Genomic DNA, 18998 nt, shown 5'->3' on the forward strand with positions numbered 1-18998 from the left:
AATTTTATATTGTAAATAGTATAATAATAGGCAATATTTATAATAGGCTTAACAATGAAATTAAATTATGCCCACACGTTATATGCGAGTTATAATGGATATATAACACAGGCTATAATAAATATTTTCCCCCCACTTATTTTTATAGTATTTCAAAAAGATTTTAATATATCACTTACTCAAATAGGTTTATTATCTTCTTTCAATTTTGCAATGCAAATGATAATTGACTTTTTAGCTATTAAGTTTATAGATAAAATAGGATATAGAATACCAATAATTTTAGCACATATATTTTCTGCTTTAGGATTAATATTACTTGGCATACTTCCTTTTTTTATTAATCCATATATTGCTATATTAATATCTTTTTTTATCAATGCTATAGGTGGAGGCTTAATAGAAGTTTTAATAAGTCCAATAGTGGAAGCACTCCCAGAAAATAAAAAAACTAAAGCTATGAACATACTTCATTCTTTTTATTGTTGGGGTTCTATGGGTGTTATAATATTTTCTACAATATATTTTAATTTATTTGGAATAGAAAATTGGAAATACTTATCTATTATTTGGGCAATAGTTCCTTTAGTGAATATATTTTTGTTTGCTAATGTGCCTATAAATATTTTGATTACCCATGAAGATAATAAAAACGCTGATAATACGGTTTCTATAAGAAAATTATTATCTGTAAAAATAGTATTAGTTTTTGTTTTGCTTATGATATGTGCAGGGGCTTCTGAACAAACTATTTCTCAGTGGGTATCATTATTTGCCGAGCTTGGGCTTAACGTTAATAAAAGTTTTGGGGATATATTTGGGGCGAGTATGTTTGCTTTTTGTATGGGAATAGTTAGGCTTATTTATGGATTTAAATCTGAACAAATAAACATAAAAAAGGCTCTTATTATAGCTTCTATATTTTGCTTTGTTGGATATATTATAATAGTGTTTAGCCCTTATGCTTTAATATCATTAATAGGCTGTGCTTTAGTTGGTCTTTCTGTATCTATAATGTGGCCTTCTGTATTTAGCTTGGCATCAAAAACTTATAGTAAAGGCGGCACTGCAATGTTTGCTTTGCTTGCTTTGGCTGGAGATGTTGGCTGTGCTATTGGGCCCGGCATTGTAGGGTTTGTTTCTAATAATAAAAAAATAATCAATATATTTAATAATATTCTTTTAGACAATAACATTATGCAAATAGGTTTAAAGGCAGGCATATTCTTTGCGGTAATATTTCCTATTATAATGTTTATAACTTTAATATTTTTTAGAAGAAAAGAAGATTAATCTTTTACAACTTCATCTATTAACTTAAACAAATCATTTTTATTTTCGCATTTCATAAACTCAATTTTTTTATCCATTCTAAAGCCAGTGAGATATTTCATAATAAATTTACGCATAAAATGTATACCGCTCACCTCTCCATAAAGATCACAGCAACCGTTTATATGCTCAATTAAAACCTCTTTTAAATTTCTAGTATCATCATTATTATACTCAGAGTTATCATCAAATATAGTATTTAATTCTCTAAACACCCAAGGATTACCAATAGCAGCCCTTCCTACCATAATGCCATCAACTTTAGATATCTCAAAAGCCCTTTTAGCATCTTCTTTTGTTTTTATGTCCCCATTCCCAATTAATATATAATTATCTCCCAAAGCTTCTTTTACCTTAGCAATAGCCTCCCAATCTGCAACTCCTCTATATAAGTCGCTTGCATACCTTCCATGAAGTGTGAGAAATACTGCCCCATTCTCTTTTAAAGCTAAAGCCCTCTCAATTTCACCGCCCTCGCCTCTCTGAAAACCTAATCTTATCTTTACACTAACAGGCAAAGGAGAAACACTTTTTACAGTATTGAGTATAGAAACCATCTTGTCTGTATCTGATAAAAGCCCAGCCCCTCCATTGTTTCGTACAACCTTTTTTGTAGGGCATCCCATATTAATATCTATAAACGAAAAACCAGATAAATCTGTAAGCTCTATCGCCTTCTTAAAATCATCTTCTTTACTTCCAAATATTTGCAAAGATATAGGATATTCATCTTCTTTATGTTCCATATATCTATAAGTCTTTTTTATCATTCTAGCCAAAGCAGCAGCACTCACTAATTCTGTAACAAGAAGCCCTGCACCAAATCTTCTTGAAAGCCTTCTAAATACATAATCTGTATAGCCTGCCATCGGTGCTAAAAAAAATCTTGAAGGAATTTCTACATTTTCTATTGTTATTTTTCTATTCATAAAACTCAAACCTTATTTCAAGTTAAAGAATTATATACAATTAATAAAAAACTTCAATAAAAAATATGGAATTATAGTGCTAAAATAGTATATAAAAAATTGATTTAATATATTTTTATGTTAAAATATATTGCTATGAATAGAAACTTTAATATAGAAATTTTTGATAATATAATTATTTTAAAAGAACTTGCTAAAACTTGGCATGTGTTCTTGAATTTTAGAATATGCTGTATATCTTTAAAAAACTCTGAATATTTACTTAGTATACTATCTTCTATAGTAGATAAGAATTATAGTTATAAAAATATAGAAGCTCTATCAAACAACATGATAAAAGAATACAATTCAAAACATGCAGATTTTTATCTTATAAACAAATACATAAATAAAGATTATAACAATAAAGTTTTATCAGAAATAGTAAGTTCTATCGAAGGAAAGGAAGTATATATAACAGAAGAGTATAACAAGGATATTGAATATTTAGATAATTTAGATTTAGACCCAATATTAAAATTACTTGTATTTCAGAGAATATCATATGAGTATTTGAAAGATTATAAAAATTGCGTAAATATATTTAAGATAATATTTAATTTATACTGTAAAAGAATAAAATTATTGGATAATCCTATATTATATCCAGATGCTTTTTTTCAAATTAATATAGTTGATAATTTTAATAATGAATCTGTTATAATATATTTAAAATTTTTAAGAGATATTTGTTTGTATGGTATGGAGACTATCAATTTCGTATATCATAATTTAAATATATTAAAAAGCAAATTAGACAAAGATAAAAAATTTAAAAGCATTTTAAAAACAAAAACTTTCTTTATAATTTTCATGACTCCATATATGAAGATAGTAGATTTGATGGGATTATTTAAATGGAAAAGAGATAAAGCAGCAAGGTTATTATTAAAACTAAAACATGAAGGATTATTCATTGAATTAAAAGTGAAAAAAGAAAAACTTTATATAAATAAATATCTTATAGACTTATTTGCTAAGGGCAAGCATAATAAACCTGATGACTTTTTATCTAAAAAAACAGTAACTACAAAAATTAAGGAGAGCTAAAAAATGAAATATTTTCAATTTGACAGCAACTTTTTGCATAGTGTTTTGGAAGAGGCTTTAAAAAATGGAGGCGAGTATGCTGATTTATTTTTTGAAGACACTAAAATTAATAATATAAGTTATTTAGATAAAAAAGTTGATGATATGAGTCTTGGCAACAATTATGGTGTAGGGCTTAGGGTTATAGTTGATAAGAAGACAATATATTTATATTCTAATGACACAACTAACGATAGTTTAATTAATTTAGCAAGAAGTGTATCTTCTATTGTAAAAAATAAAAAACATATAGTAAAAGATTTTATAAAGTCGGAAGAAAAAGATAATCACCCTGTTCATATTAATCCTTTTGATGTTAATTTTGATGAAAAAATAGAAACTCTTGCATATTTGGATAAAACAGCAAGAAAAGTATCAGACAAAATAAAACAGGTAAGTGCGAGGTATATGGAAAAAGAGAGAAATATTTTAGTATGTACAAGTAACGGCATATTAAAAGAAGACTCTCAAACTTATATAAGATTAGTGATGATGTCTATGGCTTCAGACGGCACTAACACACAAACTTCAAGCAGGACAAAAGGAGCATTAGATGGCTTTCAGGTGATAAGAGATATTAACTTGGAGAATATGGCAATAGAGACTGCTAACTCTGCAATAAAAATGCTTGATTCAGAATATCCAAAATCTGGAAAGTATCCTGTTGTAATAGACAATGCTTTTGGCGGTGTAATATTCCATGAGGCTTGCGGGCATGCTTTAGAGGCTACTTCTGTTGCTGATAATGCTAGCGTATTTTGTAATAAATTAGGAGAGAAAATAGCTTCTGATGTTGTTACTGCTATAGATGATGGTACTATAAAAAATGCTTGGGGAAGTTATAATATTGATGATGAAGGCAATGATGCACAAAGAACTGTTTTAATAGAAAATGGAATACTTAAAAGCTATTTGGTTGATGAGCTTGGTTCTATAAAGATGAATCAAAAAGTTACAGGAAGTGCTAGAAGAGAAAGCTACAAATATGCACCTACTTCAAGAATGAGAAACACTTTTATTGATAAAGGAAACTCCACTTTCGAAGAGCTTATATCTGGCATAGAGTACGGACTTTATGCTAAAAAGATGGGAGGAGGTTCTGTGGACCCTGCTACTACAGATTATAACTTTGCTGTATCTGAAGGCTATTTAATAGAAAATGGTAAAATCACTAAGCCTATAAGAGGTGCTACGCTTATAGGAAGAGGAGATGAAACTCTCATGAATATAGAAGTAGTGTCATCAAATTTAGAATTAGCTGACGGAATATGCGGAAGTATTTCTGGAAGTGTGCCTACTACAGTTGGGCAGCCTGCTATTAGAGTAAAAGAGCTTACAGTTGGAGGAAGATAAAAATGGAGAGAAGCGAAAAAATAAAAGAGATATTTAACATCATTAAAAATAAATTAGATAATGATTATAAAATAGAAGTTTATATATCTAATAGCGGAGAAGAAGAGTTTACTATTAGAGAGAGAGATTTAGATAAATACACTTTTGCTGAGTCTGGAGGAATTGGTTTAAGGTTAATAAAAAATGGTCAAGTGGGTGTAAGCTTTACTGAAAAAATTGACTTTAATGATGAAAACATAAGCAATTTAATTAACAATACTAAAAACTCTCTTAAATATGCTGCATCAGAACCAGAGTTTAATACTCTTATAGAAGAAAGCGAAGAGAAAGCATATGATTTAATAAACAAAGATATAACTAATTTAACAAACGATGAATTAAAAAAAATATCTCTTTCAATAGAAGATAAAATATATTCATTAGATAAAAGAATTGTAAATGTGCCTTCATGCGGTTTAGCAAGATATGATTTCTCTAAACACATCATAAACAGCAATGGAATATGCAAGGAAGAGAAAAAAAACAGTATATCATATTATGCTGAAGTAATAGCAAAAGATTCTAATGCTGTAAAAACTTTTTTTGATGTATATTCTTCAAAAGACACTAAGTTTGATGTTGATAGTTTTTGCAAAAATATAGTTGATAATGTTGTAAGTAAATTGGAAGCTAAAGAGATTAAAAGCGGAAAATATAAAACTGTTTTTACAAGCAAGGCTATGAGAACAATGCTAGGGGCTTATTTATCATTATTTTCTTCTGAAGCAGTTCAAAAACAGTTATCACTTCTTAAAGGCAAATTAAACCAAAAAATAGCAAGCGAGATTATAAACATAAAAGATATTCCAATGTTTGATAATGGACTAGCCAACACTAATTTTGACGGAGAAGGTTCTGCTACAAAAGATTTAAATATCATCACAAATGGAGTATTAAATAGCTATTTATACAATAATTATACAGCAAGAAAAGAAAACAGAAAAACAACATCACATGCATCAAGAGGATTTAAAACTTCTATAGGAATATCATGCCATAACTTAATTTTAGAAGATGGTAAAAACACTCAGGAAGAATTAATATCACAAATAAAAGACGGCATATTAGTAAACTCACTCACAGGTACTCATGCAGGTGTAAACTCTATAAGCGGAGATTTTTCTCTTCAAGCAGAAGGGATAAAAATAGAAAACGGCAAATTATCACACACAGCAAATCCGTTTATAGTATCAGGAAATATATTAGATTTTCTAAACAATATAGAAATGCTTGCAAATGATACTGACTATCATCATTCATCTATATACACACCGAGTGCCTTGATAAAAGAGCTATCATTTTCAAGCTAATAATGTAGTTATTTAAAAACTTTTTAATATTTGATATTAGTCCAATGCAATACTAATTTAATATTTGCACTTTTTGGTTCTTTTGACGAAGTCCGCAAAGTGAAAGCTAGAAAAAGTTTAATAAAAAACTAACAAAATAAAATTAAAACAATATAAATATTTATTAATTTTTGGAAATAAATATAATAATAAAAAAGGAGCCTTATATAAAATAAAACTCCTTAAAAAATTATCACTATAAAAAATTATCTTTTATCCATAGTAATAAACTCTTGAGGCTCTATAACATTTTTATAAGCGGGTCTTATTATTCTTCTATCATCAAAATTAAGCTCCTCTATTCTATGAGCACACCAACCTACTATTCTTGACATAGCAAATAAAGGAGTATAAATTTCTTTAGGTATTCCAAGCATATCATATATGAAACCAGAATAAAGGTCTACATTAGCACAAACTCTTTTTTTATCTCCTTTTACTTTTATAAAACATTCTACCGCTCTCTCTTCTATTAATTCTAAGAATTGAAGTTCGCATTCTTTTTTCTTTTCTTTAGCAAGCTGACGAGCTAAGTCTTTTAATATAACAGCACGAGGGTCAGACAAAGTATAAACAGCATGCCCCATACCATAAATTAAACCGCTATTATCATAAGCCTCTTTATTAAGCATTTTTATAAGATAATCATCTATTTCGTTTTTGTCTTCCCAATTATCTATTGCCTCTTTTAAATGAATAAACATATCCATAACTTTTGCATTAGCTCCTCCATGTAAATCACCTTTTAAAGAACCAATACCAGCGGAAATACTTGAATATGTATCTGTTCTTGATGAGCTTGTAACACGTACTGTAAATGTTGAGTTATTACCGCCGCCGTGATCAGCATGAAGTATTAAAAGTAAATCAAGCATTCTAGCTTCTAAAGGAGTAAATTCCTGTTTAAGCATATACAAGAAATTTTCTGCTATTGAATATTTTGGTTTTGGTAATGTTATATTTAAATATTTTTGGTCAACGCTATATTTATACATATTATATGCATAAGCAATAACGGCAGGAAATCTTGCTATTAATTGTATAGATTGAAGCATTAAATTATCTAATGATAAGTCTTCAGGATTAGGATCATGAATATACATTTCAAGTACGCTTCTTGAAAGAATATTCATGATATTTTGCCCTTCCAAATCAATTATATTCATAATTGTTTTTTTATCTAAGTACATATTTTCGGCTATAAGCTCTCTAAAGGATTGAAGTCTCTCTTCATCAGGAAGTTTGCCAGAAAGAAGCAAATAACAAACTTCTTCATATCCAAAACGTTTATTTTTTAATATATCTTCGGCTATATCATTAATGCTGTATCCTCTGTAGTATAATTTACCATCTATAGGATATACATTTCCATTTTCATCTTTTTCATAACCTACAACATCACCTACATTAGTAAGCCCAACAAGCACCCCTGTTCCATCTTCATTTCTTAAGCCCTTTTTTACATTATATTTTTGAAAAAGCTCACTATCTATTTTTATTCTTTTACTTGAATGATCATAAAGTTTGTATAATAAATATTCTTTTTTCATAAATATACCCCTATATTATTTTTTATTACATTATAGAAACTATTTTTTCTGCAAACTCTTTTGTGCCAAGTGCAGTGCCGTTATCCATAAAGCTTGCCAAATCTTCTGTAGCATATCCGCTTTCAAAAGATTTCTCCAATGCATTTATTATTAATTTTGAAGCCTCATTCATATTCAAATATTCTAATACCATTACAGAAGAAAGTATTAATGAACAAGGATTAGCTTTATTTTTTCCTGCTATATCTGGTGCTGTACCGTGGGTAGCTTCAAAAATAGCATGACCTGTTTTATAATTAATGTTTCCGCCCGGTGCTATTCCTATTCCTCCAACCATAGCGGCTAATTGATCTGATACATAATCGCCGTTTAAATTTAATGTTGCTATTACAGAATAATCTTCTGGTTTTAATAATGTGTTTTGTAAGAAGGCATCGCAAATATTATCTTTTACTATAAGTTTACCTTCTTCTTTTGCTTCTTTTAATTTTTCTTTAGCTTTATCCTCACCAAACTCTTTTTTTATTTCTGCATACTCTTCCATAGTAAAAGTTTTATCAGCAAACTCTTTTCTAGCAAGCTCATATCCGTATTTTTTAAAACCACCCTCAGTGAACTTCATTATATTTCCTTTATGAACCAAAGTAACAGAAGGAAGTTTATTTAATAAAGCATATTCTATTGCAGAGCGTATGAGTCTTTTAGAGCCTTCTTCTGATACAGGCTTAACTCCGAAAGATGATGTTTCTGGGAATCTTACTTTAGTAACCCCCATTTCATTTTTTAGAAAGTTGTAGAATTTTTTTGCTTCTTCTGTGCCTGTTTTCCATTCTATACCCGCATATATATCTTCAGTGTTCTCTCTAAAAACCACCATATTAACTTTATTAGGCTCTTTTACAGGTGAAGAAGTACCCTTAAACCATCTTACAGGTCTTAAACAAACATAAAGATCCAAAGTTTGACGAAGTGCCACATTTAGAGAACGCATACCCTCACCAACAGGTGTAGTTAAAGGTCCTTTTATGCCTATAAGATATTCTTTAAAAATGTTTATAGTCTCATCAGGCAAAGGAGTTCCTAACTCTTTTTGAGCCTTATCTCCTGCAAGTACTTCAAGCCATTCAATAGATTTATCTCCGTTGTAGGCTTTTTTCACAGCCTCATTTACAACCATTTGAGAAGCAGGCGTAATTTCTGATCCTACTCCGTCACCCTCTATAAAAGGAATTGTAACTTTATTTGGTACTATCAATTTACCATTTTTCATTTCTATTTTACTCATATTAAAATCCTATTGTTATTAATTATTTTTTTATTTGCGGGGACTAGCCACCGCTCCCCCAGTTCTTTTATTGGTATAAAAGAACCAAAAGAACTGCATTTTTAATCTAAATTCAAGTTTTATCTTGTATTCTAATTATAGTCTTATATTATAAAAAATTATAATTCACATTCGTAAATAACTAAAAATTGACAAAAGTTAATTGTTTCAATATATATTAAAATATTTTATTTATAAATTTATACTTATATAACTCATAAATAAATTTTTATTTATGATACTATAAAGAATATCAAACATTTAAATTTATATAAATTAATTTTTCATTAAACTATTCAATGCTCCTCCGTTTTTAAACCATTCAATCTGTGCTTCATTATAGGTGTGAACCGCTTCAAAAACCTCTTCACTTCCATTTTGATGAATTACTTTTACAGTTAAGTTTTGTTTAGGCCTAAAATCATCAATACCCAATATGCTTATTTTATCTTTTTCTTCTATCTTGTTATAATCATCTTTATCTTTAAATGTTATAGCAAGCATTCCTTGTTTTTTAAGATTAGTTTCATGTATCCTAGCAAAACTTTTAGAAAGCACTACTTTAACATTCAAAAATCTTGGCTCCATTGCTGCATGTTCTCTGCTTGAGCCTTCTCCATAATTTTCTTCTGCCACAACTATAGAAGAAATATTTTTTTGCTTATACTCTTTTGCTGTTTTTGAAACCTCTTCATAACTGTTGCTTAATTGATTAAATACAGAGTTTGTTTTGTCATTAAAGAAATTAACAGCACCCATTAACATATTGTCTGAAATATTTTCTAAATGCCCTCTAAACTTTAACCAAGGTCCTGCCATTGATATGTGGTCAGTTGTACATTTACCTTTAACTTTTATAAGCAAAGGCATATTCTCAAAATCTTTTATATTAAACTTATCAAAAGGTTTTAATAATTGTAAACGTTTTGAATCTTTATCTATTACAATTTCTACGCTATTGTCTGGTGCATTTTGTCTATTTTTGTTTTCTGTGCTAAGTCCGTTTTTTGGCAAAGCTATTCCAACTGGCTCGTCGAGTTTAACTTCTTTTCCTTCTTCATTAATTAAACTATCTTTTAAAGGATTAAATCTCAAATCTCCCGCTATGCTTAAAGCCATTACAGTTTCAGGAGAGGCAACGAATGCATGAGTATTAGGATTGCCGTCAGCACGTTTTGCAAAGTTTCTATTAAAAGATGTTACTATTGAATTAGCTCTTGTATTGTCTTTCTCTTCTCTGTTCCATTGACCGATACAAGGTCCGCATGCATTAGTCATTATAACAGCACCAATCTTTTTAAAATCATCAATTATACCGTCTCTCAAAGCTGCATTATATGAAGCCTCAGAGCCGGGGTTAATTATTATTTTTGATTTTACTTTCAATTTCTTATCTATTACCTGACGGGCAATTGAAGCTGCCTTACTTAAATCATGATAAGAAGAATTAGTACAAGAGCCTATTAATCCAACTTCCATAGCTGTAGGATATTTATTTTCTTCAACCTTTTTAGCAAACTCACTTATAGTGCAAGCTGCATCTGGTGTAAATGGTCCGTTTAAGTACGGTTCAAGTTCAGACAAATTAATCTCTATTATTTTATTATAATATTTTTCTGAGTTATTATATACTTCCTCATCTGCTTTTAGATTATTTATGTTTTCATCAGCAAGCTTAGCTATCTCTTCGCGTCCTGTAGCAATTAAATATTCTTTTATATTATTGTCATAAGGAAATATTGAAGTAGTAGCACCAACTTCCGCCCCCATATTACAAATAGAAGCCTTACCAGCAGCAGATAAACTATTAGCCCCCTCTCCAAAATATTCTATAATAGAATTAGTACCTCCTTTAACTGTCAATATTCCTGCTAATTTTAATATCACATCTTTTGCACTAGCCCAACCATTTAGAGAACCTGTTAATTTCACCCCTATTATATTAGGTATTTTTAATTCCCATTCCATTCCAGTCATAACGTCCACAGCATCAGCTCCGCCCACACCTATAGCAATCATTCCAAGCCCTCCAGCATTAGGTGTGTGTGAATCTGTTCCTACCATCATGCCGCCCGGAAAAGCATAATTTTCTAAAACTATTTGGTGAATAATCCCAGAACCTGCCTCCCAAAAACCAAGCTCATATTTTTTAGCAACACTTTCCAAAAAATTATAAACTTCTTTATTAACATTAAGTGCATTTTTTAAATCCTCCTCAGCACCCTTACAAGCCTCTATTAAATGGTCGCAATGTATTGTTGCAGGTACTGCAGAAGAAGTTTTTCCAGCATTCATAAATTGAAGTAATGCCATTTGTGCTGTAGCATCTTGCATAGCTACCCTATCAGGACGAAAATCTGCATAATCTTCTGCCCTCTTAAAATCTTTTATACTCTTTTCATCATACAAATGGGCGTATAATATTTTTTCTGATAAAGTTAATGCTCTATTTAATTTTTGCTTTACATCATTAACTTTATTAGAATAGTTTAAATAAAACTTTCTTATCATTTCTACATCATATATTGGCATACTTTTCCCTCAAAAATAAAAAAATAATATTGTTATTAGTAATACTATACAACAATATTATTTTTTATCAATTAGTAAATTAATATTTTTTTTATTTTATATTTTCTATTATATTTTATTATTAATCTCTAAAAAAACTGCCATAAGCAAACCAAAGCTGCAAAGTAACAATACCATAAAGTATTAAACCAAGTCCAATAATCACACTCACATAAACAGCACCAATTATAGGATTAAATGCCAACACAACTCCAGCTAATAATGTTAATATTCCGCTAAATAATGATAAGCCCCATTTACTGTAACCTTCTTTTTTTAATTCTATTGAAGAAGATATAGCAATAACACCCCTCACTATTACAAAAAATGAAACCATATATGGTATAAATGCACCGCTTATTGTGAGGTTAGATATAATTATAATACCACATATAGTTGATATTATACCATCTGCTAAAATTAAAAGAGAACTTGACAAATGCCTTAAACTGAAAAAATAAAATATAGTGCTTATACCAGAGAATATTGTTAAAAAGCCTATTATATATGCTAGCAAAAGTACTGTCTCTAATGGATTAAATATAGTAGCTACACCTGATATAATAAGCAATATTCCAAATACTAACCATAAAACTCTTCCTAATTTTCCCATAATTCACACACTTCCTTATAAAAAATTTGAGAGATTATAATAACTATTATAATCTCTCTATATAAAACAATACATTTAACATATAGAAAAATCAACATTTTATATATAACTTTATAAAAATAATTGCATTTTTTTAATTATTATTGGGAACTTTTAAACATATTATCTCGTCTAATATAGCATACAAAAACAAAAATAGGAGTTATATAAGACAATGAAAGCAAAATTATTATTATCTACATTTATATTAACATTAGTATCAGCATTAGCATTTGCTCAGCCGCCTGCTCCAAGAGGTGGTGCAGTTCCGCCTCCAGCACCGGGTCCAAGAGAGAGGGCTTTAGGTGGTCCTAGAGGCGATATATACAGAATGTGCAGAAATGCTGGAATATATCTCACTGATGTACAGCTTGAAGAAATGGGACAAATCTCTTACGAATATGAATTAAAAATCAATGATTTAGAATATCAAAAAAGAAGCATTGATTATAAATTCAAACTTGAAAGAGAAAAAATTGATTTAGACTTAAACTTAATAAAAGATTTAATAAGTCAAAGAAAAGATTTAGAAAAAGAAATTGATTATCTTAGAATAGAAAAAGACGTTGCTATTTTAGATGTTCTCACAGACGAACAATTAAGTCAATTAAACTCATATAGAATGAGATATTATTACTATAGATAATTATACCCTAATTTAAAAAAAGAGGCAGTAAAATATTCTGTCTCTTTTTTTTGATTTTATTAAAAGAAATCTACAAAAGCTTTATCTTTAATATTATTATCGTTTTTCATTTCGCCTATATAATATAAATACCTAGTAACAGCTAAAGAAAATCCACCTTTTATAGGAGTTCTAGGATAAAGAATTATTAATGGTGTTCTTTTTTGAATAGACATCATTACTTTTTCTTCATCAAACAATATTGGTCCAAGTAAATTAAGCTCTATATTAAGTTCAAATTTATCAACAACCTTTTTTATCTCTTTATATAAATTAACAGCCCAATCTATATTTTTTACTTTGTTTACAACTAAATAAAGCTTTTCTGTAATTTTATTAGAACATATAATTTTTATAAGTCTGTACAAATCTGTAAGAGAAGTTATTTCAGGATTAGCAACCAATATAATATCATCAGAAATCTCATAAAACTTTAACATAGATTGTGTTATACCAGCAGCATAATCTATAATAACATAATCATATTCCTCAGATAAAGCCTTCAAATCATTAGCAAGCTTTGATAAATAAAAATCACTCTCAAACTGAAGAAGTTTTTGTACATTAACTCCCGCACTAATAACATCTATATCAAAAGGACTATTCAATATACAATCTTTTAAAGTAATACTGCCTTCAAAATATTGCTGTAATTTAGATTGAGGCTTTACTTGTAATAATATAAAAACATTAGAACAGTTAATATCTATATCAAAAACTAATACCTTATAACCTTTGGAAACTAATTCACTAGCAAAATTGACGGAACATAAAGTTTTTCCAGCTCCACCCTTTCCACTAGAAAAAGATATTATTCTCGCCATATATTATTTCTCCATATATATTTTTAATAAATGAGCAACTTTAGCCCTAACCTCTTCATCCCAATCTAATATATGTTCTTTTAATACTTTAATAACGGCTTTTTTGTCGGCAACAGATATTTGTTTTTCTAACTCATCAAGGGCTTGTAATCTCTTTTCAACATTCTCACTTTCTAATCGTAAAAATATTTCTCTCATCTATATATCTCACAATATACATAATATTTTATAATAAATTATACATTATAATGTTAATTTGTCAAAACATTATATGTATTTTAATCATATAAAATAAAACTATAAAAACATATTATAGTTAAACCTTAATAATTAAGTTACTTTTATGTTATTTTTTAATTCTATTTTCATTTCTCTTATTATGCTATAACCTAAAGGTATTGACATAATAAAAGTAAATAAATCTGCCAAAGGCTGAGCTATTTCTATACCAAACAATCCTAAAAACTTTGGCAATATATAAACTATAGGTATAAAAAATATTCCCTGTTTTGCTAATGCTAATATTGAAGCTCTTATTGTTTTTCTAGTAGTTTGAAGAATCATACTAGATAAAGTGATAAGTCCCCATAGAGGAAGAGTTAATGCTTGATAGCGTAAAGCATTATTGGCAACATCAAACAATGCTTCATCTTCTTTATTAAAAAGATTAACTATTGCATTAGAATTAATAAAAATTATGAAAGCAAATATTAGCAGCACAATAGTAGAAATTTTTACACAAAAATAAAAAGCATGTATCACCCTCTCATATTTTTTTGCTCCATAATTAAAACCGCATACAGGCTGAAATCCTTGACCAAAACCTATAATTGCAGAATTAGAAAACATAGATACCCTATTTACTATAGACATAGCAGCTATTGCAGCATCTCCAAAAAAGGAAGCTGAAGTATTTAACAAAGCAGTAGAAAAGCTTGATATACTCTGCCTGCAAAGACTGGGAAGCCCTCCAACAATTATGGCTTTGTATTTTTCCAAACTAGGTGAAAAATCTTTTAACTTGATAGGAAGCGTACCCCATACATTTGCCCCAATCAATAATACACAAAAACTTATAAATTGACTTATTATAGTTCCTACAGCAGCCCCTTTTATTCCCATATTAAAATAAAAAATCAAAAGAGGGTCTAATGCTATATTGATTATAGCACCGCTTATTAAACCTATCATTGCAAACAAGGCATTACCCTGAAGCCTTAATTGATTATTAAGCACAATGGAAGCTGTCATATATGGTGCACCTATTAAAATATATTTCATATAAATTTTGGAATAAGGGAGTATTGTATTTGTAGAGCCTAATATATGTGCTAAAGGATTTATAAAAATAATTCCAAATATTAGTATAATAAACCCAACTATAATAGCAGACACAAAACCAGTAGCAGCCATTTTAGAAGCCTCAGCAGTATCTTTAGCTCCTAATTTAATAGAAATATAATTACCAGAACCATGCCCAAAGAAAAAACCAATAGCCTGTATTATAGCCATCATAGAAAATACTATTCCAACAGCAGCAGTAGATTGAGTATTAATTTTACTTACAAAAAAAGTGTCTGCCATATTATAAAATGATGTTGTAAGCATACTAATAATTGTAGGAATAGCCATTTTTATAATTAATGGTTCTATATTAGATTGAGTTAAATATTTATATTTTTCTTCTTGCTTAATTTTTTTATCTGTCATATATAATTTACCAATATTTAAATGTAATATATTTTACTACAAAAAAATAAATAAACAACAATGAACAAAAAACACAAAATAGATAATTACATATAAATGTTCTATGTAAATTATTTATTTATCAAAAATTGACAAAATTAAAGAATTCTATTATAATATATATAAAAATCATAAAAAAAGGGAAAATAATGCTTAAAGAATTTTTACAAAACAACATCAAAATAATTGATAGCGTAGAAAATTGGGAAGAGGCTCTAAGAATAGGTGCTGAATCATTAGTTAATAACAATAATATAGAGCCTAGATATGTACAGGCTATTATAGATAATGTACATAAATATGGTCCTTATATTGTTCTTACAGATGGTGTAGCTATGCCTCACTCTAGACCAGAAGAGGGCGTATTAAAAAAAGGTATGAGCTTTCTTAAGGTAAGAAACGGCATAGATTTTCCTCAAACAGAATCTAAAGTATACTTATTTTTCACATTAGCAGCAGAAAATGCTGATGGTCACCAAGATGCTATAGCTGAATTAGCAGAATTTTTAGGGGATGATGAAAAAGTAGAAAAAATCATCAAAGAAGATCTAACCGAATCAGAAATATTAGCTTTATTATAATTTTATATAAACTACAAAAAGGAGAATAAAAATGTCTAAATTAGATGAAATATCAAGAGAAAAGTGGATATTAGATAGTTTTCCAGAATGGGGAACTTGGCTTAACGAAGAGATAGAAGAAGAAGTTGTAGAGCCTAATACATTTGCTATGTGGTGGCTTGGATGTGTTGGTATTTGGGTAAAAACTCCGGGCGATGCAAATATATGTATAGACTTATGGGCTGGAAACGGAAAAAGAACAAAGAAAACTAAAAATATGGTTGCAGGACACCAAATGGCTAATATGGCAGGTGTAAGGAAACTTCAGCCTAATCTTAGAGCTTCCCCTTTCGTAATTGATCCATTTGCAATCAAAAAAGTAGATGCTATATTATCAACTCACTATCATAATGACCATATAGATATTAACGTAGCTGCTGCAGTAATGAAAAACATTAAAGAACCTATACCTTTTATAGGTCCTAAATATTCTGTAGAAAAATGGATTGAATGGGGTGTTCCTGCTGATAGATGTATAGTAGTAAAACCCGGCGATTCTATAAAAATTAAAGATGTAGAAATAATAGCTACAGATTCTTTTGATAGAACTTGTTTGGTAACTACTCCTCCAGATGATTTAAGAAATACTGTTCCAGAAATGGATACAAAAGCTGTTAACTATGTTATAAAAACACCTGGCGGAAATATATATCATAGCGGCGATTCTCATTATTCTATTTATTTCGCTAAACATGGTAAAGATTTTGATATTGATGTTGCTTTAGGTTCTTATGGAGAAAATCCTGTAGGTATAGCAGATAAAATGACTTCTATTGATATATTAAGAATGGCAGAAGCTTTAAGATGTAAAGTTGTAATACCTATACACTATGATGTATGGACTAACTTTATGGCAGATACTAGAGAAATAGAAGTATTATATAAAATGAAAAAAGACAGACTTCAATATCAATTTAAACCATTTATATGGGAAGTTGGCGGAAAATATGTTTATCCTAGAGATAAAGATTTAGTTCAATATCATCATCCTAGAGGTTTTGAAGATTGTTTTGAGCATGAGCAAAATATTCCATTCCGTTCTATGCTATAATACAATACTTATAAATAAAAACTAAGGAGACAATGATAATGGAAATTTTATTGAAGATATGGACATATTTTGCCCAAAACATTCTGACACAACCTGCATATTTTATTGGTTTTATAGTATTAATAGGTTATATACTATTAAAGAAACCTTGGTATGAATGTTTAGCAGGATTTTTGAAAGCTACAGTTGGTTACTTTATACTTTCTGTAGGTTCTGGCGGACTTGTTAGTAATTTTAGACCTATACTTGTAGGACTTAAAGATAAATTTAATTTACAAGCTACAGTTATAGACCCTTATTATGGACAAAATGCTGTTCAGGCTGCAATGGAGCATATAGGAAAATCTTTCTCTCAAGTAATGCTTTTGCTTCTTATTGCTTTTATATTTAATATTGTATTAGTAGCTTTCAGAAAAATTACTAAAATACGTTCTATATTTACTACAGGAAACGTACAAATACAACAAGCTGCTACTGCTTTTTGGTTAATTTTCTTCTGTTTCCCAGAATTAGGCGATACACCTATGTTGATAGTTATGAGCTTACTTCTAGGATTATATTGGGCTGTAGGTTCAAACTTAACAGTAGAAATTACTCAAGATTTAACTGAAGGCGGCGGTTTTTGTGTTGCTCACCAACAGATATTTGCTTTAAAAATATTTTCTATTATAGCTGAAAAGATGAAAGGTAAAGGCGAAGGTAAAAAATTAGAAGATGTAAAATTCCCTGGATTCTTATCTATTTTCAATGAAAACATGGTATCTACATCTATACTTATGCTTTTATTCTTCGGTATCATATTAATAACTTTAGGCAAAGATTACTTAGTAGCTAACAACTTTATGCAAGAAGGTCAAAGTTTCTTCTTCTACACATTAACTACTGCATTAAACTTTGCTGTATACTTGGCTATACTTCAATTAGGTGTTAGAACATTCGTTACAGAATTAACTCAATCTTTCCAAGGTATATCTACAAGACTTCTTCCAGGTGCTGTTCCTGGTATTGACTGTGCTGCTACTTTTGGTTTTGGTTCTGCAAATGCTGTAACTATGGGACTACTTTTCGGAGCTGCTGGACAATTCTTAGCTATCATTATTTTAATAGTATTAAAAAGCCCTGTTATTATAATAGCTGGATTTATACCTGTATTCTTTGATAACGCTACTATAGCAGTATTTGCCAACAACAGAGGCGGTATTAAAGCTGCTATGTTGCTTCCTTTTATATCTGGTTTATGTCAAGTATTTGGTTCTGCATTCATAGCTTATTGGGTAGGACTTGCTGCTTATGGCGGTTACTTAGGTATGTGGGACTGGGCAGTATTATGGCCTGGATTTACAGTTGTTATGAAATATTTAGGTTATGCTGGTATAGCAATAGTAGCTATAATATTAATAGCAATACCTCAAATACAATATATGAGAAACAAAGATACTTACTTCCTAATCACTGATGATTATGAAGCATATAGAGAAAAAATGAAAGAAAAACTTAAAGCTTAAAAATTGGAGGAGATTTATATTATGTTAAAAGTTTTAGTTGCTTGTGCAAATGGTTCTGGTACTAGCTTAATGATGAAAATGACAGCTGAAAAAGCTCTTAAATCATTAGGAATTAATGACGCTAATGTGCATCACTGTGCTTTAGCAGAAGGTAAAAGTACTGCTATCAATTATGATTTAGTATTTTGTCCTTTAAACTTCATTGATATGTTTAAAGAAGCTGTTGAAAAAGGTGCTAAAGTAATAGGAATAAAAAACGTATTATCTGAACCTGAGTTTAAACAAAAACTTAATGATTCTGGATATTTAGAAGAGTTGAAAAATAAGTAATAATTAA

Annotated in this window: 17 protein-coding genes; 9 read left to right on the plus strand and 8 right to left on the minus strand. The window is 29.3% G+C overall.

Annotated elements, in window-relative coordinates; translation table 11 throughout:
- Nucleotides 1–54 precede the first annotated feature (54 nt).
- On the plus strand, nt 55–1293 hold the full coding sequence (locus tag GQX97_RS04670; RefSeq protein ID WP_157150776.1) for a sugar MFS transporter: 1239 nt from the start codon (nt 55–57) through the stop codon (nt 1291–1293).
- On the opposite strand, the gene GQX97_RS04675 is transcribed toward GQX97_RS04670, so the two are convergent.
- Complete coding sequence (locus GQX97_RS04675) at nt 1290–2261, minus strand: tRNA-dihydrouridine synthase (RefSeq protein WP_157150777.1); 972 nt, start codon at nt 2259–2261, stop codon at nt 1290–1292. The genes GQX97_RS04670 and GQX97_RS04675 overlap by 4 nt on opposite strands.
- A 117-nt stretch (nt 2262–2378) precedes the next feature.
- On the opposite strand from GQX97_RS04675, the gene GQX97_RS04680 reads away from it, so the two are divergent.
- Genes GQX97_RS04680 through GQX97_RS04690 form a run of 3 tightly spaced genes read left to right on the plus strand, consistent with a single transcriptional unit; the run spans nt 2379 to nt 6091 of the window.
- Nucleotides 2379–3350, plus strand: coding sequence for a hypothetical protein (locus GQX97_RS04680; RefSeq protein WP_157150778.1), 972 nt, complete (start codon nt 2379–2381; stop codon nt 3348–3350).
- A gap of 3 nt (nt 3351–3353) precedes the next feature.
- The gene (locus GQX97_RS04685) at nt 3354–4742 is read left to right on the plus strand and encodes a TldD/PmbA family protein (RefSeq protein ID WP_157150779.1); all 1389 of its coding nucleotides are present in this window, start codon (nt 3354–3356) and stop codon (nt 4740–4742) included.
- Nucleotides 4743–4744: 2 nt separating this feature from the next.
- Nucleotides 4745–6091 carry a TldD/PmbA family protein gene (locus tag GQX97_RS04690; protein WP_157150780.1) on the plus strand — a complete coding sequence of 449 codons (1347 nt, stop codon included), beginning with the start codon at nt 4745–4747 and terminating at the stop codon, nt 6089–6091.
- A gap of 245 nt (nt 6092–6336) precedes the next feature.
- Here GQX97_RS04690 and GQX97_RS04695 read toward each other — a convergent pair whose 3' ends face one another.
- The 4 genes from GQX97_RS04695 to GQX97_RS04710 form a co-directional block, all read right to left on the minus strand.
- On the minus strand, nt 6337–7680 hold the full coding sequence (locus GQX97_RS04695) for a citrate/2-methylcitrate synthase (protein ID WP_157150781.1): 1344 nt from the start codon (nt 7678–7680) through the stop codon (nt 6337–6339).
- A 25-nt stretch (nt 7681–7705) separates the two neighbouring features.
- Nucleotides 7706–8965 (minus strand): NADP-dependent isocitrate dehydrogenase, encoded by a 1260-nt coding sequence (gene icd / locus GQX97_RS04700; RefSeq protein WP_157150782.1) that lies wholly within the window; start codon nt 8963–8965, stop codon nt 7706–7708.
- 315 nt (nt 8966–9280) lie between these two features.
- Complete coding sequence (locus GQX97_RS04705) at nt 9281–11536, minus strand: aconitate hydratase (RefSeq protein ID WP_157150783.1); 2256 nt, start codon at nt 11534–11536, stop codon at nt 9281–9283.
- A 121-nt stretch (nt 11537–11657) separates the two neighbouring features.
- Nucleotides 11658–12188: an HdeD family acid-resistance protein gene (locus GQX97_RS04710; protein ID WP_157150784.1), complete on the minus strand. Its 531-nt coding sequence runs from the start codon at nt 12186–12188 to the stop codon at nt 11658–11660.
- A gap of 214 nt (nt 12189–12402) precedes the next feature.
- Between GQX97_RS04710 and GQX97_RS04715 the strand changes: the two genes are divergently transcribed.
- On the plus strand, nt 12403–12873 hold the full coding sequence (locus GQX97_RS04715; RefSeq protein ID WP_157150785.1) for a Spy/CpxP family protein refolding chaperone: 471 nt from the start codon (nt 12403–12405) through the stop codon (nt 12871–12873).
- 59 nt (nt 12874–12932) lie between these two features.
- On the opposite strand, the gene GQX97_RS04720 is transcribed toward GQX97_RS04715, so the two are convergent.
- The 3 genes from GQX97_RS04720 to GQX97_RS04730 form a co-directional block, all read right to left on the minus strand.
- Nucleotides 12933–13736 carry an AAA family ATPase gene (locus tag GQX97_RS04720; RefSeq protein ID WP_157150786.1) on the minus strand — a complete coding sequence of 268 codons (804 nt, stop codon included), beginning with the start codon at nt 13734–13736 and terminating at the stop codon, nt 12933–12935.
- Nucleotides 13737–13739: 3 nt separating this feature from the next.
- The gene (locus GQX97_RS04725) at nt 13740–13934 is read right to left on the minus strand and encodes a hypothetical protein (RefSeq protein WP_157150787.1); all 195 of its coding nucleotides are present in this window, start codon (nt 13932–13934) and stop codon (nt 13740–13742) included.
- A 132-nt stretch (nt 13935–14066) separates the two neighbouring features.
- Nucleotides 14067–15446, minus strand: a complete 1380-nt coding sequence (locus GQX97_RS04730; RefSeq protein WP_157150788.1) for an MATE family efflux transporter — start codon at nt 15444–15446, stop codon at nt 14067–14069.
- 188 nt (nt 15447–15634) lie between these two features.
- Here GQX97_RS04730 and GQX97_RS04735 point away from each other — a divergent pair, with 188 nt between their 5' ends.
- The 4 genes from GQX97_RS04735 to GQX97_RS04750 are packed head-to-tail and all read left to right on the plus strand — an operon-like array spanning nt 15635 to nt 18991.
- On the plus strand, nt 15635–16066 hold the full coding sequence (locus tag GQX97_RS04735) for a PTS sugar transporter subunit IIA (protein WP_157150789.1): 432 nt from the start codon (nt 15635–15637) through the stop codon (nt 16064–16066).
- 31 nt (nt 16067–16097) lie between these two features.
- Nucleotides 16098–17156, plus strand: a complete 1059-nt coding sequence (ulaG, locus tag GQX97_RS04740; RefSeq protein ID WP_157150790.1) for an L-ascorbate 6-phosphate lactonase — start codon at nt 16098–16100, stop codon at nt 17154–17156.
- A gap of 38 nt (nt 17157–17194) precedes the next feature.
- The gene (locus GQX97_RS04745; protein WP_157150791.1) at nt 17195–18661 is read left to right on the plus strand and encodes a PTS ascorbate transporter subunit IIC; all 1467 of its coding nucleotides are present in this window, start codon (nt 17195–17197) and stop codon (nt 18659–18661) included.
- Between the two features lie 21 nt (nt 18662–18682).
- Nucleotides 18683–18991, plus strand: coding sequence for a PTS sugar transporter subunit IIB (locus tag GQX97_RS04750; protein ID WP_157150792.1), 309 nt, complete (start codon nt 18683–18685; stop codon nt 18989–18991).
- The last annotated feature ends 7 nt before the right edge of the window (nt 18992–18998 follow it).

Origin of the sequence: Brachyspira sp. SAP_772 (assembly GCF_009755885.1) — a bacterium.
Classification (GTDB): domain Bacteria; phylum Spirochaetota; class Brachyspiria; order Brachyspirales; family Brachyspiraceae; genus Brachyspira.